Source organism: Mesorhizobium sp. M5C.F.Ca.ET.164.01.1.1, assembly GCF_004792125.1.
Classification (GTDB): Bacteria; Pseudomonadota; Alphaproteobacteria; order Rhizobiales; family Rhizobiaceae; genus Mesorhizobium; species Mesorhizobium wenxiniae.
The window spans coordinates 186,280-208,574 of sequence record NZ_SRTG01000004.1 but is presented as its reverse complement, the minus strand read 5'-3'; the positions used below and the strand labels follow the sequence as shown (position 1 = coordinate 208,574).

The following is a 22,295-nucleotide window of genomic DNA, read 5'->3' as shown; positions in this document are numbered from 1 at the left end:
GCTCCAACAGAGTCTTGATGGAACTTGAGCCTTGCAATCCGCCGAGTTTCAGCCTGGCCCGACCCGGGACTGATGTATGGATCCGGGTTATAGACACGGCGCTTCGACCATTGGACGCCTCGGGATTCCCCGACTCGGCATGCATCCCACGGCATCCTTGAGCTGACGGTTGTACCGAAATCCACCGCGTGGGCTGACTGGGCAAAACCACTGTGCCCGCGGTGGATTCCTTTTAGGCAACGAGTAGATGGCCTGGCGTATTGCAAAGCCCTCACGCCGGCCTTGACCCGTTCAGACGAGTGTTGATGCCTAGCTGCCAGGAGACTTTTCTGCAGCTTCGCTCTTACGGGCGCGACGCGCGCCGGTTTCGCTGCTGCCTCCATTTTCCTTGGTCGCTTCGGCCATCTCTGTTCTGGCTTCAGCAACCAGGTCGGACGTCATTTCATTCATCTCAGCAACGGCAACTCGGCCTTGGTCGTAGGCAATCAGACCGGCCTTGAGTACCGCTTTGGAAACAGGACGCAACACGGATACGGCAAGCGGCGCCAAGAAAGCCGCGCCCACTCCGAAGGCCAGACCCGTTGCTATGTTGCCGCCTTTAAATGCGTCTTCGAGTATCGCCATTGAACTTGCTCCTTTGTTAGTGCCCCATTCTTCCTACAGGTACAAACGAACTCCCAAGACTCGCGAACCTCCCAAGACTCGACCCCCCAAGACTTCAATTCGACAGCCGCATGTGGATGTCAGGATTGGTCCGCGGATTTCGGTTGCTCAGCCGCGGCTTTACGCGCTTCTTCCACTTCAGCCCGAGCCTCGGCCATGACGTCGCCGGTTCTCTCATTGAGTTCGGCGAAGGCAACTCGTGCTTGATCGTAAGCCACCAATCCAGCCTTGATGGCCGATTTGGCAAATGGCTTGAGAATAGGGGCAAGCATGGGGGCAATGACGCCTGCTCCAATGCCAATCGCCAAACCCGTGACGATATTGGTTCCCTTCAACAACGCCATAGTCCTACTCCCCTTGAAAGCTTTATCGCGACGCGACTGAAGCGCGTAGGATCATCACAACGATTTGCCGCTGGGCCGGTTCCGCGTGAACGTCGAAATTTGTCGCTAAATTTGTCACTAATTGTCATCCTCCAGTTCCATTCAAGAGGGTCTCTGCAACGAAAGCGGCGACAAACCCCAGCCACGCAAAACGGCCCCCGAACGACTTGGCCACCGCAAGACGAGGACCCAGGAGCGCGAGCGCTGCGGTGGCGACGAACTTGGTGCGCCGAAGCGCCGAAAGCTTGGCCTCCGCGTCGGCATCGAACCGGGCGGATGCCAAAGCCGGTGCTGATTGTGACATGGCTCCTGGTCGATCTCGCGGACTTAACTTAGTAATCCGCCCACCCGAATGCGCGCCGTATTAGGATTATGGTTTGCACGACCGCCCACACAAACTTGACAAAACTGTTCATCTATCATGAGGTGCCTGTCTGGAATTATTCCAAGGTATAGGCCATATTAGGCCTGAGCTACTGCTTCGTGAGGACAAAATGCGGCTGACACGCCAGACCAACTACGCCATGCGCATTCTGATGTATTGCGCGGCAAATACCGACCGGCTGAGCCGCATCCCAGAGATCGCTGCCGCCTACTCGGTGTCCGAACTCTTTCTTTTCAAGATCCTGCAGCCTTTGGTCGAGCATGGTCTGGTCGAGACGGTCCGCGGCAGGAACGGCGGTGTCAGGCTCGGCCGCCCGGCCGAATCGATCACACTGTTCGAGGTCGTGCGCGTGACCGAAGAGAGCTTCGCCATGGCTGAATGCTTCGAGAACGACGCCGCCGAATGTCCGCTGGTCGACAGTTGCGCACTGAATTCAGCGCTGCGCGAGGCGCTCAACGCCTTCTTCGCCGTGCTCGAGCGCTATACGATCGCCGACATGGTGGCGGCGCGCCCGAATGTGCGGCACCTGCTCGGCATCGACATGCTGGTGCAAAGGGCGCCGGCCGCCTGATTTTCGATCGCCGCAGACCAAGGGATCGCTTCAGGTTGAATTCGCCCCTCTTTCCGAGCGCTTGCGCTGCCCCTCACCTGCCTGTCGGCATCCTCTCTCCGTATAGCGACGGGGAGAGGGACGCTCTCGTCAATGATTTCGCCAATCGCAGCGTTGCAAAAGGGCGCGGCTTTGCGGCCTTCTCCCCGTCACTATACGGGGAGAAGTGCCCGGCAGGGCGATGAGGGGCAGCGCGGACGTTGGCAATTCATATGCAAGGCACCGAACACGCGCGGAAAACCGCATTTGCAGGCCGGCGACCAGCCCTACGCCGCGGACTGCGGCAGGACGAACGGCATGTCTCCGGCCGGCAGCACGCCGACCCTCAGCCGGCAATCGAACACTTTTTCGATCAGATCGTCGCTCAGCACGTCCTGCGGTGAGCCGGTGGCGGCAAGCCTGCCGCGATGCATGACGAAAATCCGGTCGGCATACATGGCCGTCAAATTGAGGTCGTGCAGGATGGCGACCACGCCGCCGCCCCTTGTGGCGAATTCGCGGGCGATGTTCATGATGATCAATTGGTGCTTGATGTCGAGGCTGGAAACCGGCTCGTCGAGGAAGAGATAGCGCGGTTTGCCGTCGAGGACCGGCGCCCAGACCTGGCAGAGCACACGGGCCAACTGCACGCGCTGCTGCTCGCCGCCCGAAAGCTCCTGGTAGAACCGGCCGGCAAAGCCGTCGAGATCGACGCGCGCCAGCGCCCGTTCGGGCAGGCGCTCCTCCTCGCCGGGAAGCGCGCCCGAGCGCCCGCCGAGCAGGCCGAGCCTGACGATCTCGCGCACAGTGAACGGAAAGGACAGCGTCGTCGCCTGAGGCAGCACGGCGCGCATCGTCGCTGCCTCGACCGGCTTCATCACCGACAGGTCGCGCCCGTTGATGGTGACCTCTCCCGAATAGGCAAGATCGCCGGACAACGCCCTCAAGAAAGTCGTCTTGCCCGAACCGTTAGGACCGACGATGGCCGCGATTTCGCCGGGCCGCATGTCGAAATCGACATTGGCGACGATACGCTTGCCGCCGATCGCCACCGAGACATCCCGCGCTTGGATCATGCCCGCACTTCGATCATGAAAAGCCCTCTCACAGCTCCCCCTCTCACAGATCAATGACCCCACGCTTGCGCAGCAGGATCCAGAGGAAGAACGGAGCGCCGGCGATCGCGGTGACGATGCCGATCGGCAGCTCGGCCGGCGCCACGATGGTGCGGGCGACGGCGTCGGCCAGAAGCAGCAGGCAAGCGCCGAGCAGGGCCGACGCCGGCAGCAAATAACGATTGTCCGGGCCGATAGCCAGGCGCAGCAAATGCGGCACGACGATGCCGACAAATCCGATGCCGCCGCTGACGGCGACAGATGCCCCAACTGCCGCCGAAACGCCGATGATGGCGGTGTATTTCAGCCGCTGCACCGGGATGCCGAGATGGCCGGCGGTGGCTTCGCCCAGCGCCAGCGCGTTGAGGCCGCGCGCCAGAAACGGCATCGCCGCCAGCGCCAGCACTATGATCGATCCGACGGAGCCGATCTTCTGCCAGGTCGCGCCGGCGAGCGAGCCAAGCTGCCAGAAGGTCAAGTCGCGCAACTGCCGGTCGTCGGCCATGAAGATCAGGATACCGGTCAGCGCCATGGCAAGGGCCGCCAGCGCAATGCCGGCGAGCAGCATGGTGGCTACCGAGGTTTGGCCGTGCCGGGTGGCGACCTGATAAAGCACCAATGTCGTCGCCAGCCCGCCGCAGAACGCCGCCAGCGGCAGAGCGAGTGTGCCCAGCGCCGAGGTTATCGGTGCCAGCGCCGTGGCGCCAAGCACGATGACGGCCACCGCGCCGAGGCTCGATCCAGCTGAAACGCCGATGAGACCCGGGTCTGCCAGCGGATTGCGGAACAGCCCTTGCATGACCGCGCCGGAGACGGCGAGTGCGGCGCCGATCAGCACGCCGAGGAAGACGCGCGGCAGGCGGATGTCGTAGACGATCAGGCGGTCGCGGGCGCTCAGCGCCGCATTGCCGGGTGCTGCACCCAACAGCCAGTCGCCGACGACGCTGACGGCCGATGCATCGGATGCGCCTGAGGTCAGCGACAGCAGCACGGCAACGACAAGCCCCAGGCACAAAAGCAGGATGACGATGCGCGCGCGCCCCGAACGGTCGCCGTCGGATGCTGTCGCCAAAGTGCCCGCACCAGCGATCGATTGATCCACCATTGGGTGCCCGCTCAGTCCGCGGCCTGCCCGCCATAAAGCGAGGCGGCAAGGTCGTGGATGACGTCGGCCGTGCGCGGCCCGAAGCCGAGCAGATAGCCGCCATCCATGCGGACCACCTTGCGCGCGGCACCCGCCGGTGTCGACAGGATGGACGGGTTCGCGAACAATTCGTCATCCGATGCGGCAGGACCGGCATTGTTCATCATCAGGATCACGTCGGGCCTGGCGGTGATAACAGCCTCGTCGGACAATTGCTTGTAGCCGGAGAAGCCGTCAACCGCGTTGACACCGCCGGAAAGCTTGATAATGCCGTCGGCGGCAGTGTCGCTGCCGGAAGCGAGGATCTTGCCGCCCTGCATCGACAGCACGAACAGGACGCGCTTGCGGTCGTTGATCGAAGCGGTCTGCTTTTCGGCGGCCTTCAACTTGGCATCGATCTCGGCTGCCAGCGCATCGGCCTTGGCGTCCACGCCAAGCGCCTTACCGACGATGCGGATCTTTTCGAGAATGCCTTCATGGCCGTAGCGCTCGGGCACCTCGATGAACGGAATGCTCGTTTTCTTCAGCACGTCGACGGCTTGCTTAGGCCCACTGCCGTGCAGCGCCAGGATGCCCGACGGATTGACCGACAGGACACCTTCCGGCGACAGTTGGCGCATGTAACCGACGTCAGGCAGCTTGAGCGCCGCCTCGGGATAACGGCTGGTCGAATCGCGAGCGACCAGCCGATCCTGCTCGCCGAGCGCAAAGACGATCTCGGTGATCGAACCGCCGATGGCCGCTATCTTCGACGGGTCCGCAAAGACCTCCGTCCCTTCGGCGGCACGGACCGGCAGCAATGCGGCAAAGGCCAGGGCAAGGCCGATGGTGGCCCCAAGCGCCATACTGAAAAAACCCGCCCGTCTAAGCAAAGGAGCCATTGTCGTTGTCCTCAGGCTGCGGTCGGGCTTGGAATGCGCGGCAGGTTCTCTGCCAGAAACCGCCAGTCCCCGCGCTCGCTTTCGCCTTCATGGCGCTTGCCGAAGAACTGGATGACCAACTTGCCGTCGGCGCCATAGGCTTCGAGCGACGTGACATGGCCGTCCTTGGTCGGTTTGCGCACGGCCCAGACCTCATGGATGTGGTCGGTTCGCAGATGCAGGTGAAAGGTTTCGTCCAGCACGTTGAGCCAAGGCCCCATCGGCTTGATCGACTTGATCGGGCCCGAATGGATCTGGATGCAGCCGCGATTGCCGACAAAGCACATGATCGGCATTTCGCCCTCGGCGGCATGATGGAACATGGTGCTGACGGCATCCTTGTCGAGCAGCCAGGCGTAATCCTGGCCGACCATGCGCATCGCCTGGCGGCGGTCGAGCTTCAGCGTCTTCAGCATGCCGAAGAACTGATGCACGTCCGTCAGGCGGCTCCAGCGGTCGCGCAGATCATCGACATCAGCGGAAGCGTCGGAAGCCTCGGCCTCGTCGGTAAATCCGCCGTCTGAAACCGTGACCGTCGGCTCCTGGTTCGGCGATTCGAGTTCGGCCACCAGCTTCTGGTAGGCATAGAGGTTGGACGCGGGCCGCAGATGCACCTTGTGCACCGCCCCACCTGCCGCATCGAAGAACTGCAGACTGCGCCTGATATCGCCGCCGTCGCGCTTTTCGACGGCAAAGCCGTGCGCCCAGACTTTCGGGAAGATGCGCAGGTCGATGTTCTCGCCAAGCACCATGGCATTGTGGGTGCCGGTAACGACCTTGTCGTAGACGCCGATCTTCTCGTGCACAGCGCTTTCGTTGCGGGTCAGCGCCATGACCTCGCCGACGGCTTCGAGGCCGGTCAGAAGGTCGTTGACGCGCGGCTCGACGCGGACGACTCCGTCGCCGCAATGCGCAGCGATCAGCTCGGCTTCCGAAATGCCAAGCTGGGCGGCGAGATCGCGCTCGCGCGTCTTCGGATTGTCTGCCCGCGCCCGCCGGATCTCGTGCGGAGCGGGTTTTACGCGCTGGTCCATGTCTTAAACACCTGCTTGTCTTAACACTCACTCGCCTTACAGCCACTCGCCTTGCAGCTACTTGTTGAGGATCAGCTTGCCCTGGCGGGTAATCTTCAACCGATAGAGCGCACCATGGTGCTCGATGCCGATCTCGTGCTCGCCCTGGAACAGTGTGTTGCTGGACAGGGTCCTCACGGTCAACGGGACCCGATCGAAACGAGCCGAATTGTCGTCGGAACGGCGGACGCGATAGCGAAAGTCATTGGGATTGTGCGTGTTCATCTGGTTCGATCCCTTTCCTGGGCCGGGCTTGGTCGGCTGGCTCGACGCTTGCGTGAAATGCCGATTCATTTCTTGACTTGAATAATCATGTTTATTAGTCAGTGCAATACCGGACTAAGTTAGTCAAGATTTAAGACGCCGGACACGACGAAAAATGCCAGCAAGCGCCACGCCAGCCAGCATCGAACCTGGAATTTTGGAGTTGGGGCATGGGGTTGGCGAATTGGGGACGGCTGGGTCTGGCGAATGGCAGCCCAGGTAGGGCGCATCGAAGTCCGGCGCATCGATCAATGGCAAAGGGCATGGCGGCATTGCTGGCGGGTGCTGCGGCGATCGCTCTGCTCACGCCATCGGCAAACGCTCAACAGGCCGCCCAACCGACAGCAGACCAGCAGCAGGCCGAGCAAGCGCAGACGCCTGAAGAGGCTGCCCCGGCAGGCGCAACGCTGCTCGACCAAATCCTGGTCATCAGCCGCACCGGCGAGACGGCGATCGATTCCCTGGCTTCGGTCAGCCATGTCGATCAGGAGCAATTGGAACGCCGCATGGCGACTACGCCAAACGAAATGCTGTTGGGTGTGCCGGGTGTAGCGGTCCAGGCAGACGCAAGGCGCGTCAGCTCCAGCATCAATATCCGTGGCTTGCAGGATTTCGGCCGCGTCGCGGTGATCGTCGACGGTGCGCGGCAGAATTTCCAGCGCTCCGACCACGGCACGCAATCGACCTTCTACATCGACCCGGAGCTCATCAAATCCGTCGACGTGATCCGCGGCCCGGTCGCCAACACCTACGGCTCGGGCGCCATCGGCGGCGTCGCCTTGTTTGAGACCAAGGACGCTGAAGACTATCTTCGCGACGGCGAGACATGGGCCGCGTCCGCGACCGGGCGCTACGAGAGCAACGGCGAAGGCTGGACGACCAGCGCCGCCGGCGCCTACCGTTTCAACGAAAACTGGGATGTCCTCGGCAACATCGTCTATCGCGACTATGACGACTACAAGGATGGCGGCGGCGATACGGTGAACGGCACCGGCTTCGACGTTTTAAGCGGTCTTCTCAAGACGACCATCCGCCCTAGTGAAAACAGCGAATTGAAGCTGGGCTGGAATGGCACGAGCGACGGCTGGAACGAGGTCAGCGGCGGCTCGCCGGTGAATGACGTCGACGTGGAGGCGAATACTTTCACGGCGCGCTACAACATCACCGATGAGGACAAGAGCTGGCTCGATCTTCACGTCAACGCTTCCTACAATAAGACCAAGCTGGAGATGACAAGCCTCGTTCCGCAAAACCGGTTTGATCCGGTCACCGGTCTTCCCATCGTCCTGCCGGTGGGTTCGATGTCGACTTTCGATATCGCCACTTCGGGTATCGACATCTGGAACACCTCGCGTTTCGAGACCGCCGGCGTTGCCCACGAGCTGACCTACGGTGGCGACTGGGTTGGCGACGACGTCGAGACGGGTGGCGCCGCAGGCGGCGCCAGTTTCTACACCCCTTCGGGCAAGCGAAACGTTTCCGGCGCCTACATCCAGGACAAGCTCACCTGGGACTGGCTCGAAGTCATCGCCGGGCTGCGTTACGATAGCTACAAGCTCGAAAGCGATGTCGGCGAAACTTCCGGCGACCGGCTGTCGCCGCGCATCACCGTCGGCGTCTCGCCGTTCGAAACCGCCAGCCTTTCGGGGCTGCAATTCTACGGCACCTATGCGGAGGGATATCGCTCTCCGTCGCTGTCGGAAACCCTCATCAGTGGCAATCATCCGGCAGGCGTCAGCTTTCCGTTTCTCCCCAATCCCGATCTGAAACCTGAAATCGGCAAGACCGTCGAATTCGGTGTCAACCACAAGCTGGACGACATCCTCGAAGCCGGCGACGCGTTTCGTTTCAAGGCGGCCTACTTCAACAACGATGTCGAAGACTACATCGACGGCGTCACCCTGTCGGCATTCGACCCGACCAGCGGCTGCCCGTTCGGCCCCGGCATCCCGATCTGCTTCCAGTACCAGAACTTTGCAGAAGCCAAGATTCGCGGCTTTGAAATGGAAGGCGTCTATGACGCCAGCTGGGGTTTCGCCGGGCTTTCGGCGTCGATAATCGATGGCCACACCATCTCCTATGACGGCGAGCGGGCAGACCTCGTCACCGTGCCGTCTTCCCAGGTTACCGCGCAGCTCGGCTTCCGCTTTCTGGAGGACAAGCTGACCGTCGGTGGCGAGGTGCAGTACAATGGCAAGCCGAAGGGCAACCCAGTGGCCAAGGACTACACGCTGGTCAATGCCTTCGCCAGCTACCAGGCGACCGACAATTTCAAGGTTGACTTCCGCGCCGACAATTTGTTCGACGTGAAATACACCAACCCGTTGAACGCATCGGCCACGAGTGTAATTTACGAGCCCGGCGTCACGCTCAAGCTGGCGGCGACAATGCGATTTGGAGGCTGACGACAATGATAAGCTTGACGGCATCGCTTCGCCTGCTGACCTCGGTGCTGGCGATGCCGCTTGTGATGGGTCCGGCGTGGGCGCAAGAGTCCGCGCCGGTCCCTGCTCTCACGCTTGAGCTCAATGGTGCGCAGGCCTCCGAAAAGGGCTGCCGTTTGACGTTCGTGGTCAACAACACTCTCGGCGCCGACCTCTCGAAAGCAGCGTTCGAGATCGCGCTGTTCAACGAGGCCGGCGTCGTCGACCGGCTGACCGTGCTCGACTTCAAGGACCTGCCGGCGGGCAAGACCAAGGTGACGCGTTTCGATCTTGCCGGCGCCGATTGCGCCAAGGTCAGCCGCGTGCTGATCAACAGCGCGACCGAATGCGCGGGCACCGGCATCCAGCCGGACGCTTGCATGCGGGGACTGAAGACCGAGACCAAGACCGGCATCGCCTTCGGGGTCTGAGAAGACAGTGGGACTGGAGCCCGCACTCGGACGGAACATCGTGGCATGGCCTTTGGCCACCTCCGTTCTGTGGCCGCTAGATGCCAACGATCTTGATTTGACAAGCCCGCACCGGTCGCGGCAGGTCTCGTTGCGACCATGCAGGAAATCAGTCCCCTCCCCGACGCCAATGGCGAACTGGCGATTGCGCCGACCGAACCGCTTGCGCCGGCCCGGCCGTCAGCCATGAGCCGCAAATGGACGGCGGCGATCATCGCCTCGTGCCTGTTTCATGCCGCGGTGGCGGCCGCTTTTCTCATCACACCTGCCGGCACATTCGATTCGAAGGACGCAATCCAGTTGGAAGGCACCGATCAAACCGGCACCAACGTAGTCGGCAGCGCGTTGGATGGTCAGGTCCCGGGCGCGATGAACGTTACCTTGGTGCCCGACCCGCAGCCGGCCAAACCTGAGGTCAAGCCCAAGCCGCCTGCCGACCGGCCCGCCAGGGAAATGGCCGCGCAGCCCCACGCGCCCTTGCCGCAGGTTGCCAAAAAACCCACCACCCCAGATATACTGATGGCCGACGCCCCACGGCTGGACGAACAGAGTGTGGCTCCGAAGGTTGAAACGCCGGCAGAGCCGGCTGCTCAGGCCGAAAGCACCGAGGCGCCTCCTACCGATGTCGTACAACCGCCGATCCCGACCGCAAGGCCAAGCGCGACAGCAGGTCTTGGCGGAGCGGGCGAAACGAACGATGCCCGCGGCGCGGCGGATGGCGAGGAACGCGACGCGGTGACTTCCAGCACGGGCAAGAAGCAGGCAGTGGCAGGCAATGCGATAGAATCCCGCTACAGCGGTGAAGTCCAGAAGAAGCTTGCCCGCGCCAACCGTCGTGTCTCGAAATCGATACAAGCGAGCGCTCGCAACAATGCCAGGGTCGTATTCGTTGTCATGGCCGACGGCAGCATCAGCGACATCCAGCTTGCCGAAAGCTCAGGTTCTGCGGAACTTGATCAATTCGCTTTGACGCTAGTGCGCAAGCAAGCACCGTTCCCTCCCATTCCAACCGAAACTGGCAAGTCAAGTTGGGTATTTAAAGCGCGGATCGGTCCATTTTAACAGCCTGCGCCTCAGCGCTTCAGGCAATCCAACAAGGATCATAATCCGCAATCCCGAAAGGAACCACCAATGTACATAGCCATGAACCGCTTCAAGGTACAAAACGGCTCTGAGGATGCCTTTGAGGACGTCTGGAAAAACCGTGATTCGAGCCTTTCGGAGATGAAAGGTTTCAAGGAATTTCACCTGCTGCGCGGTCCGGTCGACGAGGCCGAAGGCTACACGCTGTTCGCCTCGCACACCGTGTGGGCAAGCCATGAGGACTTTGTTGCCTGGACCAAATCCGAGAACTTTCGCGCGGCGCACCGCAACGCCGGCTCCAGCAAGGTTCACTATCTCGGTCATCCGCAGTTCGAGGGCTTTTCGGTCGTCGAGGGCGCGTGAGGTGACCTCGCCTAACAGATAGAAGCAGCCGCCTTAAGCCGCGGCCAGCAGGCTGGCATTGCCACCAGCAGCCGTAGTGTCGACGCAGACGGCGCGCTCATGCGCATAGGCCGCCGGGTTGAGCACTTCGCTGACCAGCGGCACGATCGGGCCGGCGCGGTCGGCGATCACCTTGCGCACGATGCGCGCGGCCTCGGGCGTGCCGGAAAAGGCGACGAGGTCGACACGCAGCGCGCGTGCCTCGACCGGGTCGGGCCGGCCGTCGATTGCCGCCAGCGGCAGGCCCTTGCCGGTCAGTGACGACAGTGCCGCCGGCGCATCGGGCGCGACGGCCAGCACCGCATTGCCGGCCGCCAGCGCCTGGATGGTCTGGGCAAGCAGCGTGTCGGCATCCGGTCCGAGGCAGAGCACGCGGCCGCGCGGCGACAGCGACAGCGTGTTCGCCTCGCCGGTCGGGCCGGGCAAATCGACCTGGCCGAAATCGATGCCGGCGGCGGCACCGATGGCCGCCGCACCTTTGCCGCGCAAATGTTTCCTCAGCACCGCAATGCGGTCCGCCCGCGTCGACCAGCCGCCCAGCGTCGGGTCTGGCAGATTGTCGGCGAGTTCGGTCGCCGTCACCTTGCGGCCGTCAAGAATAGGCGTGCCCGCCTCCGGCCCCTTGCGGAACCGCCTGAGATAGTGCGGTCCGCCGGCCTTCGGCCCGGTGCCGGAAAGCCCTTCGCCGCCGAACGGCTGCGAGCCGACCACGGCGCCGATCTGGTTGCGGTTGACATAGATGTTGCCGGCATGGATGCCGTCGACGAAATGCTGGGCGCGGTCTTCGATGCGGGTATGCAGGCCGAAGGTCAGGCCATAACCCTTGCGGTTGATCGCGGCGATGACCCCGTCGATATCGTCGGCGTCGAAAGTGGCGACGTGCAGCACCGGTCCGAACACCTCGCGCTCGATGTCCTCGATGCCCTTGACCCGAAAGACATGCGGCGCGACGAAGCGGCCATCCTTCGGCGCTTCGAGCTTGGCGATCAGCCGGCCCTGCAGGCCCATGTCAGTGCAATAGTCGCGGATCGATTTTTGTGCCTCCTCGTCGATGACCGGGCCGACATCGGTCGAAATCCGCCAGGGATCGCCGAGGCTGAGCGCTTCCATCGCGCCCTTCAGCATCTCCAGCATCTTCTTCTCGACGTCCTTCTGCACATAGAGCACGCGCAGCGCCGAGCAGCGCTGGCCGGCACTCTGGAAGGCAGAGGCAAGGATGTCGCGTACTGCTTGTTCGGGAAGCGCGGTGGAATCAACGATCATGGCATTCAACCCGCCAGTCTCGGCGATCAGCATCGCGTCGGGCGCGGCGGTCTCGGCCAACTGCTTTTCGATCAGCTTGGCGACCTCGGTCGAGCCGGTGAAGCAGACGCCGGCAATGCGCGGATCGGCGGTCAGTGGGCCGCCGACCGAGGGGCCATCGCCGGGCAGAAGCTGGATGACGTCTTCCGGCACCCCGGCTTCGCGCAGCAATTCGACGGCGCGGAAGGCGATCAGCGGCGTCTGCTCGGCCGGCTTGGCGATGACCGAATTGCCGGTAACGAGAGCTGCCGCAATCTGGCCGGTGAAGATGGCGAGCGGAAAATTCCATGGCGAGATACACGCGATCACGCCGCGCGCCTCGGTTCCAGGTTCGGCATTGGCCGCCTCGGTTGCGTAATAGCGCAGGAAATCGACCGCCTCGCGCACTTCGGCGACGCCGTCGGCCAGTGATTTGCCGGCCTCGCGGGCGGCGAGCGCGAAGAATTCGACGGCATTGGCCTCATAGAGATCGGCGGCGCGGTTGAGGATGGCGGCGCGCGCGGCGACGGCGCGCCTTGCCCATGCCGGCTGCGCCTCCACCGCGATGCGCACGGCGGTCGCGACCTGCTTGGCGGTGGCCTCGCTGACCGTGCCGACCACTTCGTCCGGCTTTGCCGGATTGACCACCGGACGCTGCTTGCCGTAGCCGGCGGCCCGGGTGATCGGCTTGGCGTGCCAGCGGTCCGGCCCGGCAAACTCGGCCTTCGCCTTGTCGATCGCGGCCAGCGTCACCGGATCGGTGATGTCGAACCCCTTCGAATTGCGGCGCCCAGCACCGAAGATCGCCAACGGTCTGGGGATCGCCGGATTAGTGGCCGGACCCTGTTTCTCGACGGTTTCGAGTGGGTCGCGAGCGATATCCTCCGGCTCGACCTCCTCGTCGGTGAGCTGGTGGACGAAGGAGGAGTTGGCGCCGTTTTCGAGCAGCCGGCGGACCAGATAGGCAAGCAGGTCGGAATGCGCGCCGACCGGCGCATAGATGCGGCAGCGCGTATCCTCGGCCCGCCGCACCGTCTCATGTAACGCCTCGCCCATGCCGTGCAGGCGCTGGAACTCGAATGAGTCACGATCCCCAGCCATCGACAGGATGGCGGCGACGGTGTGGGCGTTGTGGGTGGCGAATTGCGGATAGATGCGGTCGGTCATCGATAGAAGCTTTTTCGCGCAGGCGAGGTAGGACACGTCGGTGTTGGCCTTGCGGGTGAAGACCGGATATCCGTCGAGCCCGAGCGTCTGCGCCCGCTTGATCTCGGTGTCCCAATAGGCGCCCTTGACCAGCCGCACCATGATGGTGCGGTCGTACTTCTTCGCCAGCGCATAGAGCCAATCGATGACGAAGGCGGCGCGCGGACCATAGGCCTGGACGACGACGCCAAAACCGTTCCAGCCGGCAAGCTCCGGCTCGGCCAGCACCCGCTCGATGATTTCGAGCGACAGGTCGAGGCGGTCGGCCTCCTCGGCGTCGATGTTGAGGCCCATGCGCGAATGGCGCGCCGCCAGCGCCAGCGACAAAAGCCGCTCGGCCATCACAGGCAGCATCTTTTCCTTTTGCGACACTTCATAGCGCGGGTGCAGCGCCGAGAGCTTGACCGAGATGCCGTGGTTCTGGCGGATGTCGGGACCATTGGCGCCGGCATCGAGCGAGGAGATGGCCTCGGCATAGGCCTTGAGATAGCGCAACGCGTCCGCCTCGGTGCGAGCCGCTTCGCCCAGCATATCGAAGGAATAGAGATAGCCTTTCTGGGTCATCGGCCGGCCGCGCTTGACGGCCTCGGCAATCGTGCGGCCGAGCACGAACTGCTCGCCCATTTCGCGCATGGCGGCGGCGACCGCCTTGCGGATGACCGGCTCGCCCAGCCGGCGCACCATGGCGCGCAGCGTGCCTTCGATGCCGCCCTCGCCCTCGTCGAGCACCCGGCCGGTCAGCATCAGCGCCCAGGTCGACGCATTGACGAAGATCGAGCTCGAGCCCCCTGAATGCGCTGACCAGTCGTGCGGCGCGATCTTGTCGGCGATGAGGTCGTCCATCGTTTCGGTGTCGGGCACCCGCAGCAGCGCTTCGGCCAGGCACATCAGCGCGACGCCCTCCTTGGTGGAAAGGCCGTAAGCGGACAGAAAGACTTCCATCAGCCGCGGATCGGACGAGCCGCGCACCGCCCGCACCAGGTCGGCGGCGCGGGCCGAAATTGCCTTCCGCTCTTTCGTCGAAAGCCCTGTCGCCTCGGCCAGCCACTTCACGGCCTCGTCTTCATCGGGCAAGTAATTGGCACGGATCTGCTGGCGGATGGCATCGAGCGCTGGCATGACGGTCCTATAGAGCAAGCATCAGGGAGCGGTCCGGCGGTCATCGGACCGAATGGCGCAAGCTAACACAAAGCTTGGTTTCGATCGGTCCAAAGAAATCGACAGGAGAGGCCGATTGGATTATCGTGTGGCCTGATTTTCTCCAATTTGACCACAAATTCGATGACAGAAGACCAATTAGACCGCATCGACAGGAACATCCTGTCGGCGCTGGGCAGCAATGGCCGGCTTTCCATGTCGGAACTCGCGGCCAAGGTCGGCCTGTCGAAGACGCCGGTGCAGGCGCGGGTCAAGCGGCTGGAGAAGGACGGCATCATCCGCGGCTACCAGGCGATCATCGACCGTGAGCGCATGGGCGAAGGCCATGTCGCCTTCGTCCAGGTGAAGTTGTCCGACACCCGCTCGGCCGCGCTCGACGCCTTCAACCGCGCCGTGCAGGCGGTGCCGGAGATCGAGCAATGCCACATGATGGCGTCGAGCTTCGATTACCTCCTGAAAGTCCGCACCACCGACATCGCCACCTATCGCCGCGTGCTCGGCGAGCGCATCTCCGCCCTGCCCCACGTCGCCCAGACTTCGACCTTTGTGGCGATGGAGACGGTCAAGGATCGGTAGTGCCTCTGCGTAGAGACCGACCTCCAGCTGCCGATCCCAACCTCTGCGATTAGCCAAATCCCCACGTGTTCGTCATCCCAGGGCGGAGCAGGAGCGAAGCGACGTCGCGCAGACCCTGGGATCCATGCCGTGACATCAGCCGAAGAATGCAGCGGCTCAGAACGGCGCTTGCATCCGCAACGGTGCGGGCTACCCTTCAACCATGACCGGCTATGCCTACATGACCGTGAGCCAGAAGCGTGGCACGATCTACATCGGTGTCACCAACGATCTCGGCCGTCGCATGCCAGAGCACAAATCCGGCCAAGGCTCGCGCTTCACCAGCCGCTACGGCGTGCAGCGTCTGGTCTGGTACGAAGAACATTTCGACATTCGTGACGCCATCCAGCGCGAGAAGTCGCTGAAGCGCTGGCCGCGCCAGTGGAAGATCGACCTGATCGAGAAGACCAATCCGGATTGGTTCGAGCTCCTTCCCGGAACGGGGTGGTAGCGTTCGGTTCTGGTCCGCAGGAGCACTGTCGCGAGGTAGCGGCATGGATCACAGGGTCTGCGCCGCGTCGCTCCGCTCCTTGCTCCGCCCTGGGATGACGAAGGGAGGGGTGTTTCGGCTAATCTCGAAGTTTGCGATTTGCCACTAAGCGTAATTGTCGCAAATTTCTCCTCCAAAACCTTGGCCGCGTCCTCACGATCTCGCTTCGCAACGTCTTCTCATAGAGACATGTCGCAAACAAACCCGGCCTCACTCCGCCAATGTCTTCAAAAACGCCACCAGCGCGGCGCGCTCGCGGTCCGAAAGCTGCAGCGGATGGATCTCGGATATGCCCTCGACACTCGCCGGCGCCGTCGAATAATGCGCCACCACTTCGTCGAGCGACGAGAACTGCCCGGCATGCATGTAGGGCGGACGGGTGGCGGCACCGCGCAGCGACGGCGTCTTGTAGGCGCGGGCGAGTTCCGGTCCGGCCTTGACCATGAAGCGCAGCTCGCCGCAGGCGCTGGCGTCGCCATCGCGAAACGCGCCGAAACAGTTGAACGGGTCAGCCTCGACCTGCGCCACCGCATCTATGCGGCCGCGATCCGCAGGCAGATTTGCAACCGGCGGCACGCCGGTGTTGTGAAAGCTGCCGTCGGTGAAACGCGGCCCGGTGTGGCACGTCACGCAATTGGCCTTGCCGATGAACAGCTTTAGCCCGAGGATTTCCTCGGGCGAAAAAGCATCGTCGCCTTGCGGCAACTGTATACCGGTAGCCAGGGCGGCAGCGAACCGGTCGAAGCGCGTCTGCGGCGGCGCGATCGACCGCTCGAAGGCGGCGATCGCCTTGCCGATATTGGCGAAGACGCGATTGACGCCGTCGGCCTGCGCTTCGGTCATCGTGCTCCACGCCGCCTTCTCGGCATCGCTGCCGAGCGGGCTGGCATTGGCCGGCACAGTCGAAAGGTCGGGCAGCGGCCCGAAGATGCGCTCATAGCGCTCGCCGAATCGCGCCTTGATATAATGCGCGTAGGCGGCGCGATTGCCGGCCTGCTCCAGCGGATTCTCCAGCGGCGCCAGCGCCTGCGCCCAAAGGCTGTCGCGCCGCCCGTCCCAGAAGAAGAATGGATCATGCACGACGCCGGCCAGCGGCATGGTGCGCCGGTTGGTGCGGCCGACGCCGACCGCTTGCGGCAGGTCGTCCTGGAATTGCCGGTCGATCTTGTGGCAGGTCGAGCAGGAAACCTTGCCGTCGCCGCTCATCCCGACGTCGAAAAACAGCGTCGCGCCGAGGGCGGCGGCGGCCGGCACGTCGGCGAAGCGGTTGGTGGTGTCGGTTTTCGGCGGCGGTAGCGCCGACAGCGCCAGTGAGGCGATGGTCTTCTTTTCGGCATCGGAAAACTCCGGCTTGCCGCAGCCGGCAAGCACGCCCATCGCCAGCAGCGCGAAAAGACGCGAAAAGCGGTTCATCTTGCTCCAGCGCTCAGAGCAACACATTGAAGACCACCGTATCGGATCCGGCCGCCGCGGAAATGGCGAAATGCAATTGCCACAATCCGCTCATCGTGAATTTCACCCCATCGATGCGATAGCAGCCGTCGCCCAGATAGTCGGTCGCCTGCGGGCTGGTCGGCAGACCGTGCCTGTGCCGCGGCATGCCCCCGGAAATCGTGATCGCAGCGCCCTCTACCGAGGTTCCCGCACCTGTCTTCAGGATCAGCAGCCAGGATTGGAGCTCGCCTTGCCTGATGACACCCCGCTCCGGCTCGAAACTGGCCACAAACAGCCCGTTCGTCGTCTTCTTCGAGCGGGCGACTTCGGAGCTCGCAAGCTGAGGCGCTTGCGGCGCGGTCAGATAGACGGCAGCGAGAATGCCGGCCAGCAAGGCAGCCAGACCAAGACCTGCCAGAACATAACGCCATAACGATGCCAAACCGTTGCCTCTTCCGGAGATAACGTCTCGCTGGGCAGATTGCGTCCCGCCTTCCGCGTGAGAAAACGCCGTTGGCGCAAAATCCGCCATGCCCAAGCATGGCGCTGCCGCTCGCAAAAAGCTACAGCACCGGGTCTTGGTTTTGTGCATGTCGTTATCCCAAAACCGCTGCGCAAGGTTTTGGGCGACATGCACCAGGAGAGAGATTCATGACAGGAAACGGCGTCGCCTCGATCGGTGAATGCATGCTCGAACTTTCAGGCCAGGCGGGGCCGAACTGGCGCATGGGTTTTGCCGGCGACACATTCAATACGCTGTGGGCGCTGCATGCGCTGAGCGGCGATCGGCCAGCGACCTATGTGTCGGCCTTCGGCGACGACCCGTTCTCGCGCGACCAGATCGGTTTCTTCGCGCAAAACGGCATCGGCGTCGGCGCCAGCCCGATCATATCAGGCGCCCGGCCCGGCCTCTATGCGATCACGCTGACCGGAGCCGAACGCTCCTTCACCTACTGGCGCGGCGATGCGGCTGCAAGGCAGCTTGCCTCCGACCCCTCTGCTTTGGCAAAAAGCCTTGAAAATCAGGCCCTTGTTTATTTTTCCGGAATCACTTTGGCAATTCTGGATGGCGCCGCGCGCAAGACATTGCTGGCAGCGGTGGCCAAGGCACGCGCCACCGGCTCGCTTGTCGCCTTCGACCCCAACTACCGGCCGCGGTTGTGGCGCCAGCGCGAGGAAGCGCAGGCCGCGATCCTCGATGCGTTCGCAGTCACCGACCTAGCGCTACCGACCTTTCCCGACGAGCAGATGCTGTTCGGCGACGCGGCGCCGCAAGCAACCGCGGAACGGCTGCGAAAGCTGGTCGGCGAAGTCGTCGTCAAGAACGGCGAGGAGCCGGCGCTGATCGCCGCAAACAGAACCCTGCAACCCGTTCCGGCCGTGCATGTCGCCGCCCCCGTCGACACGACCGGCGCTGGCGATTCTTTCAATGGCGCCTATCTCGCCGCCCGGCTCGCCGGGCACGCTCCGACTGAGGCCATGCTGCGCGCGCACCGCGTCGCCGCGGCCGTCGTGCAGGTGCGCGGCGCGCTGGCGCCATTCGAGACGTTAAGGGCAGCGTTCGAAGATTAATGCATGTCGCGCAAAAGTGCGCAGCGGTTTTGCGATGAGGACATGCATATAACAGCAACCTAAAGTAAAGCGTGTCGCGTGAGGCCGATCAAGCGCAACACGCTTTGCTTTAGGGTCAAACCGCAATCAGACTGGCCGCCGCCAACGGCCGGCAAGCTTGCAGCCCAAGGCGGTCGCTATCCGCGCTTTTCGATGACGCCGTACAGGACGTTGCGGTTCTCGCCAAAGAACACCTGCGCCTCGACGGTGTTGCGGTCGACGCTGGCATTGATGATGTTCCACATGTCGGCCTCCGACCGCAGCAGCAACACCCAGTTCATGAACGTCTCCCGGTAGCCGGCGTCAGGGTTGCCCTCTGCGTAATTCGCGAAGAGGAATGTCCCGTTCGGCTTCAACATCTGCAGGCAGGTTTTCGTCAGCTTCACGGCGACGTTGTGCGCAAGGTAGTCGTAAAGGCCAGAGGCGTAGATGAAGTCGAACTTGCCAAGCTTGTGGCCCCGCGTGAGCATGGTTCGTACCGAACCGTCGATGGCCTCTACCGCGGTGCCCTGGAAGTCGCGCGTGATCAATCCAACGCTCTGAGGATCCTGATCGAGCGCAACCCAGCGCTTGAGACGGCCCTCCTGTAAGGCGGTCGAACGATTGGCCTCCCTTAAATGGCCGGCCGCAATCGCCAGGACCTCGGCCTCCGGTCCATTCTTGGTCGCAATCTCATCGACATATCGGGTTAAAAGATCGCGTCGTTCCCGTGCCGCGATGCACGACGGTACATCCTTGGTATGGCTATAGAGCGCCTTGCCGATTTCCGAGGCGTTTGCCACGCTCTCGGCCACGTGCGGATCACAATAGATATAGTCGAGCAACTGCGCGTCGCCAGAATAACCTCTGGGCTTGTCATGGGACCACCGCGTGAGCGGATCCTCAAGAAAGTACTCCAGGATCGGGTGGTTCTGCACCACCGGTATCAATGCTTGCCAAACGTCTGGATGAACCTTGGAACGGGTTGCTTCGAGGTACGACATCAGACGATGAATGATCTCCGCGGGATCCTTTCGTTGCTCGATTTGCTGGTGTGTCGTGTGGAGAATGAGCGCAAGCTCTACGCGAGCAGTTTCGAACGCTTCGCTATGAGGCTCGAGCTTTCCTCGAGGGAGACTGGCGGCGATCATCTCGGCAGTAATCAGACTTTTGCCATCAAGGATGGTTGCCACCACATAACCCCATAGTTACAATTAGCTAGATAATAGTTAGATATTGCGTAAAATTTTACCTTTGCCAAGCCACATCCCCGGCATTTTAGCGGTGTCGTTAATTTCCCGCCAACCATGCTGGTTCTTTGGACGCCTTGCGGGTGGGATTCCGGATACGAGTTAACGAAAACCTATTTGCGCGACGCATATTGTTTGCGAGGCGCCGCAATCGCTGTCGCGCCTGAGGAGTCGGCCGGCATTGGGGGCAGAAGCTAGAAATGAGTTCGGAATACAAAGTCCCGTTCAGATGGGGTTTGTGGTGACGAACGAATGCGCGTCATCCGCATTGGCCGATATAGCCCATGCGGAACCGTTCGAACCGCGCTACGAGCCGCGGTCCGACGAGCTCCGCAACCTCTACCGAGAGGAAGGCCAAGCGAAGCGAAGAATGGACGCCAGGCCAGGGCTTTGGATCGCCGTTGTCATCTATCTGCTGTTTTCGGCAACTGATCTGCTGCTGATTCCGGATGTGGCACTCTATACGATCATGGCACGCTTCGCGGTCGGAGTGACTGCACTCCTGATCTTGGAGGCACAACTTCGCCGAGGCGTCGGAACGGAATGGATTGACGTCACTTGCGCCGGAGCCATCATCTTTGGCTATGTTGGCTGGCTGGGCCCAGCGGTCATGGGTGCAGACAAGGAAAGCGTCTCTTATTACATGGTGTTCGGCACCATCTTCATGATGAGCGCCAATCTCTTCTTCACGTTTAAGTTCAGCCTGTCTATTGTAACGTCTGCAATAATTTTAGTGATACTGTATGCCGTAAACTACTTTGTACCTTCCACATTAATGTACAAAATGGTATTTGGAACTTTTTACATTTCATGCTTCACATTTACGTCTTACGTTAATTGGAAGCTGAACGAGGAGCGCTACAACGTCTTCCTGAATGCCCTCGAAGCCAAAATCCAGCACAAGGAAGCCACCGAGCGCGGACAGGCGCTGTTGAATCTGTCGAGAACCGATCCGCTTACGGGTCTGGAGAATCGGCGGGCGATTGACGAGAAGCTGAGGGACTACTGGAGCGACTGGCAAAGGTCTGGCAGCAGTTTTGTGGCGATCCTAATCGACGTGGACTTTTTCAAAAGGTTCAATGACTATTACGGACATCAAGAAGGCGACCGCTGCCTGATTCTCGTCGCCAATGCCCTTGCCGAAATGATTAAGCAGCACAATGGCTCAATCGGCCGCTACGGCGGTGAGGAATTCATTGTCCTGGCTCGCATGGAGAAAAGAGAACAGATCGCAGATATTGCCGAAGCCATTCGAAGCACGGTGGAGAACCTCGCGCTTCCCCACGAGCAGCGCAGAGACGGTATCTCGGTTGTGACGGTGAGCGTTGGCGCTGCATTCACCAGGCCGCAGATTGGCGCCAAGCTGGAAAAAATCATCCATGAGGCTGATCGCGCACTCTATCTGGCAAAAGCAGGCGGTCGAAATTGTACCTGGCTGTTCGATCCAAACGATCCCCAGAGCAGTGACGAGAGCGAGAATATTGCGGCTTTGCTGAAGATCGCGATCGGCCAGGATCTCGTTTCACTCGTCTATCAGCCTATCCAGAATGTCACGTCCGGCCGAGTTGAAGCCGTCGAGGCTCTGATGCGCCTCAAAATGCTGGACGGTACATCGGTTCCACCGAGCCTGTTCATTCCCGTCGCGGAACGAACTGGCGCGGTCCTGGCGCTTGGGCGCTGGGCAATAAGGACAGTGTGCACTGAGCTTCTGGCGGACGATCACGTCCGTGTCGTCAGCGTCAACGTTTCTCCGATTCAGCTCAAGACGCCCGGCTTCGCAACCTCTGTTGCGGCCATTTTGAGCGAGACTGGCGTAGCCGGCAGCAGACTGGCCCTCGAAATCACCGAAGGGCTGGAGATGGAGATGCACTCCGACGTTCTCCGCTGCATCAGCGACCTGAAACTGCTAGGGATCAGGATATGGCTCGATGACTTCGGGACGGGCTTCGCCGGCCTCTCATGGCTTCGTCTGATCGATTTCGATACGGTGAAGATCGACCGCTCGTTTCTACACGACTGCGGCACCCCGAGGGGCAAGGCGATGCTGCAAGACATTATTGCCCTGGTCCGAAATCGCGGTCATAAAATCCTGCTCGAAGGGGTCGAAACCGACGAGCAGATGGCCCTCGTACGCGAATTTGACATAGATAAAATCCAAGGGTTTCACGTCGGCCGTCCTGCTCCCGCCGCTAGTTTCCGGACGAGACCGGTCACCTACAAACGCCCATTTTCGGTGGTCAAGTCCGCATGAATGGCGGCGGAGCGACCTGCGCTCCTGCAAGCCGTCGCCGCTTCCCTCAGCAATAGTCCAGCGGCTTTGTCTTAGCCGACCGACCGTCGCCGCCTGTCGGACCCAC

The 22,295-nt window shown here is 62.0% G+C and carries 20 protein-coding genes and 1 pseudogene; 9 read left to right on the top strand and 12 right to left on the bottom strand.

The window, feature by feature from the left end:
- Positions 1-309 precede the first annotated feature (309 nt).
- From EN807_RS23665 to EN807_RS37690, 3 genes and pseudogenes are all read right to left on the bottom strand, one after another.
- Positions 310-624 carry a DUF5132 domain-containing protein gene (locus EN807_RS23665; protein ID WP_065006966.1) on the bottom strand — a complete coding sequence of 105 codons (315 nt, stop codon included), beginning with the start codon at positions 622-624 and terminating at the stop codon, positions 310-312.
- 119 nt (positions 625-743) lie between these two features.
- Positions 744-1,007 carry a DUF5132 domain-containing protein gene (locus tag EN807_RS23660; RefSeq protein ID WP_065006965.1) on the bottom strand — a complete coding sequence of 88 codons (264 nt, stop codon included), beginning with the start codon at positions 1,005-1,007 and terminating at the stop codon, positions 744-746.
- A gap of 160 nt (positions 1,008-1,167) precedes the next feature.
- Positions 1,168-1,350, bottom strand: a pseudogene (locus EN807_RS37690) (DUF445 domain-containing protein); the annotation flags it as partial.
- 190 nt (positions 1,351-1,540) lie between these two features.
- Here EN807_RS37690 and rirA point away from each other — a divergent pair.
- Positions 1,541-2,002, top strand: coding sequence for an iron-responsive transcriptional regulator RirA (rirA, locus tag EN807_RS23650; RefSeq protein WP_135936893.1), 462 nt, complete (start codon positions 1,541-1,543; stop codon positions 2,000-2,002).
- A gap of 305 nt (positions 2,003-2,307) precedes the next feature.
- Here the strand turns inward: rirA and EN807_RS23640 are convergent, their stop codons facing one another.
- From EN807_RS23640 to hemP, 5 genes are read right to left on the bottom strand one after another with little or no spacing between them, the layout of a single operon-like run.
- On the bottom strand, positions 2,308-3,096 hold the full coding sequence (locus EN807_RS23640; RefSeq protein WP_135936892.1) for a heme ABC transporter ATP-binding protein: 789 nt from the start codon (positions 3,094-3,096) through the stop codon (positions 2,308-2,310).
- 43 nt (positions 3,097-3,139) lie between these two features.
- On the bottom strand, positions 3,140-4,240 hold the full coding sequence (locus EN807_RS23635) for an iron ABC transporter permease (protein ID WP_135936891.1): 1,101 nt from the start codon (positions 4,238-4,240) through the stop codon (positions 3,140-3,142).
- Positions 4,241-4,251: 11 nt separating this feature from the next.
- On the bottom strand, positions 4,252-5,160 hold the full coding sequence (locus EN807_RS23630) for a hemin ABC transporter substrate-binding protein (protein WP_135936890.1): 909 nt from the start codon (positions 5,158-5,160) through the stop codon (positions 4,252-4,254).
- Positions 5,161-5,171: 11 nt separating this feature from the next.
- A complete protein-coding gene (locus EN807_RS23625) occupies positions 5,172-6,233 on the bottom strand; it encodes a hemin-degrading factor (RefSeq protein ID WP_135936889.1) in 1,062 nt (353 codons plus the stop codon).
- A 57-nt stretch (positions 6,234-6,290) separates the two neighbouring features.
- Entirely contained in the window at positions 6,291-6,497 is a 207-nt protein-coding gene (gene hemP / locus EN807_RS23620; RefSeq protein ID WP_095494491.1) for a hemin uptake protein HemP, read from the bottom strand.
- 290 nt (positions 6,498-6,787) lie between these two features.
- Between hemP and EN807_RS23615 the strand changes: the two genes are divergently transcribed.
- The 4 genes from EN807_RS23615 (at position 6,788) to EN807_RS23600 (ending at position 10,875) form a co-directional block, all read left to right on the top strand.
- A complete protein-coding gene (locus EN807_RS23615) occupies positions 6,788-8,941 on the top strand; it encodes a TonB-dependent hemoglobin/transferrin/lactoferrin family receptor (RefSeq protein WP_246684301.1) in 2,154 nt (717 codons plus the stop codon).
- Positions 8,942-8,946: 5 nt separating this feature from the next.
- Positions 8,947-9,390 carry a hypothetical protein gene (locus EN807_RS23610; protein WP_135936887.1) on the top strand — a complete coding sequence of 148 codons (444 nt, stop codon included), beginning with the start codon at positions 8,947-8,949 and terminating at the stop codon, positions 9,388-9,390.
- Between the two features lie 138 nt (positions 9,391-9,528).
- Positions 9,529-10,491 carry a TonB family protein gene (locus EN807_RS23605; RefSeq protein WP_135936886.1) on the top strand — a complete coding sequence of 321 codons (963 nt, stop codon included), beginning with the start codon at positions 9,529-9,531 and terminating at the stop codon, positions 10,489-10,491.
- Between the two features lie 69 nt (positions 10,492-10,560).
- Positions 10,561-10,875 carry an antibiotic biosynthesis monooxygenase gene (locus EN807_RS23600; RefSeq protein WP_135936885.1) on the top strand — a complete coding sequence of 105 codons (315 nt, stop codon included), beginning with the start codon at positions 10,561-10,563 and terminating at the stop codon, positions 10,873-10,875.
- A gap of 33 nt (positions 10,876-10,908) precedes the next feature.
- On the opposite strand, the gene putA is transcribed toward EN807_RS23600, so the two are convergent.
- On the bottom strand, positions 10,909-14,520 hold the full coding sequence (putA, locus tag EN807_RS23595) for a bifunctional proline dehydrogenase/L-glutamate gamma-semialdehyde dehydrogenase PutA (protein WP_135936884.1): 3,612 nt from the start codon (positions 14,518-14,520) through the stop codon (positions 10,909-10,911).
- Positions 14,521-14,682: 162 nt separating this feature from the next.
- On the opposite strand from putA, the gene EN807_RS23590 reads away from it, so the two are divergent.
- Both EN807_RS23590 and EN807_RS23585 read left to right on the top strand, forming a co-directional pair.
- The gene (locus EN807_RS23590; protein WP_029353359.1) at positions 14,683-15,135 is read left to right on the top strand and encodes an Lrp/AsnC ligand binding domain-containing protein; all 453 of its coding nucleotides are present in this window, start codon (positions 14,683-14,685) and stop codon (positions 15,133-15,135) included.
- A gap of 202 nt (positions 15,136-15,337) precedes the next feature.
- Complete coding sequence (locus EN807_RS23585) at positions 15,338-15,625, top strand: GIY-YIG nuclease family protein (protein WP_135936883.1); 288 nt, start codon at positions 15,338-15,340, stop codon at positions 15,623-15,625.
- 249 nt (positions 15,626-15,874) lie between these two features.
- On the opposite strand, the gene EN807_RS23580 is transcribed toward EN807_RS23585, so the two are convergent.
- Positions 15,875-17,077 (bottom strand): cytochrome c peroxidase, encoded by a 1,203-nt coding sequence (locus EN807_RS23580; protein ID WP_135936882.1) that lies wholly within the window; start codon positions 17,075-17,077, stop codon positions 15,875-15,877.
- A gap of 13 nt (positions 17,078-17,090) precedes the next feature.
- The gene (locus EN807_RS23575; RefSeq protein WP_135936881.1) at positions 17,091-17,540 is read right to left on the bottom strand and encodes a FixH family protein; all 450 of its coding nucleotides are present in this window, start codon (positions 17,538-17,540) and stop codon (positions 17,091-17,093) included.
- Between the two features lie 209 nt (positions 17,541-17,749).
- Between EN807_RS23575 and EN807_RS23570 the strand changes: the two genes are divergently transcribed.
- Positions 17,750-18,670, top strand: coding sequence for a sugar kinase (locus EN807_RS23570; protein ID WP_135936880.1), 921 nt, complete (start codon positions 17,750-17,752; stop codon positions 18,668-18,670).
- 176 nt (positions 18,671-18,846) lie between these two features.
- On the opposite strand, the gene EN807_RS23565 is transcribed toward EN807_RS23570, so the two are convergent.
- Entirely contained in the window at positions 18,847-19,881 is a 1,035-nt protein-coding gene (locus EN807_RS23565; RefSeq protein WP_135936879.1) for a class I SAM-dependent methyltransferase, read from the bottom strand.
- Positions 19,882-20,167: 286 nt separating this feature from the next.
- On the opposite strand from EN807_RS23565, the gene EN807_RS23560 reads away from it, so the two are divergent.
- Positions 20,168-22,189: an EAL domain-containing protein gene (locus EN807_RS23560; RefSeq protein ID WP_135936976.1), complete on the top strand. Its 2,022-nt coding sequence runs from the start codon at positions 20,168-20,170 to the stop codon at positions 22,187-22,189.
- Positions 22,190-22,295 lie beyond the last annotated feature (106 nt).

What these genes read in the sequence shown, in the direction of transcription:
- EN807_RS23660 (WP_065006965.1), bottom strand. Translation starts at nt 1,007, where the DNA reads ATGGCGTTGTTGAAGGGAACCAATATCGTCACGGGTTTGGCGATTGGC.
- hemP (WP_095494491.1), bottom strand. Translation starts at nt 6,497, where the DNA reads ATGAACACGCACAATCCCAATGACTTTCGCTATCGCGTCCGCCGTTCC.
- EN807_RS23590 (WP_029353359.1), top strand. Translation starts at nt 14,683, where the DNA reads ATGACAGAAGACCAATTAGACCGCATCGACAGGAACATCCTGTCGGCG.
- EN807_RS23635 (WP_135936891.1), bottom strand. Translation starts at nt 4,240, where the DNA reads ATGGTGGATCAATCGATCGCTGGTGCGGGCACTTTGGCGACAGCATCC.
- EN807_RS23570 (WP_135936880.1), top strand. Translation starts at nt 17,750, where the DNA reads ATGACAGGAAACGGCGTCGCCTCGATCGGTGAATGCATGCTCGAACTT.
- EN807_RS23585 (WP_135936883.1), top strand. Translation starts at nt 15,338, where the DNA reads ATGACCGGCTATGCCTACATGACCGTGAGCCAGAAGCGTGGCACGATC.
- EN807_RS23560 (WP_135936976.1), top strand. Translation starts at nt 20,168, where the DNA reads ATGGGGTTTGTGGTGACGAACGAATGCGCGTCATCCGCATTGGCCGAT.
- EN807_RS23625 (WP_135936889.1), bottom strand. Translation starts at nt 6,233, where the DNA reads ATGGACCAGCGCGTAAAACCCGCTCCGCACGAGATCCGGCGGGCGCGG.
- putA (WP_135936884.1), bottom strand. Translation starts at nt 14,520, where the DNA reads ATGCCAGCGCTCGATGCCATCCGCCAGCAGATCCGTGCCAATTACTTG.
- EN807_RS23605 (WP_135936886.1), top strand. Translation starts at nt 9,529, where the DNA reads ATGCAGGAAATCAGTCCCCTCCCCGACGCCAATGGCGAACTGGCGATT.
- EN807_RS23615 (WP_246684301.1), top strand. Translation starts at nt 6,788, where the DNA reads ATGGCAAAGGGCATGGCGGCATTGCTGGCGGGTGCTGCGGCGATCGCT.
- EN807_RS23665 (WP_065006966.1), bottom strand. Translation starts at nt 624, where the DNA reads ATGGCGATACTCGAAGACGCATTTAAAGGCGGCAACATAGCAACGGGT.
- EN807_RS23610 (WP_135936887.1), top strand. Translation starts at nt 8,947, where the DNA reads ATGATAAGCTTGACGGCATCGCTTCGCCTGCTGACCTCGGTGCTGGCG.
- EN807_RS23580 (WP_135936882.1), bottom strand. Translation starts at nt 17,077, where the DNA reads ATGAACCGCTTTTCGCGTCTTTTCGCGCTGCTGGCGATGGGCGTGCTT.
- EN807_RS23630 (WP_135936890.1), bottom strand. Translation starts at nt 5,160, where the DNA reads ATGGCTCCTTTGCTTAGACGGGCGGGTTTTTTCAGTATGGCGCTTGGG.
- rirA (WP_135936893.1), top strand. Translation starts at nt 1,541, where the DNA reads ATGCGGCTGACACGCCAGACCAACTACGCCATGCGCATTCTGATGTAT.
- EN807_RS23600 (WP_135936885.1), top strand. Translation starts at nt 10,561, where the DNA reads ATGTACATAGCCATGAACCGCTTCAAGGTACAAAACGGCTCTGAGGAT.
- EN807_RS23640 (WP_135936892.1), bottom strand. Translation starts at nt 3,096, where the DNA reads ATGATCCAAGCGCGGGATGTCTCGGTGGCGATCGGCGGCAAGCGTATC.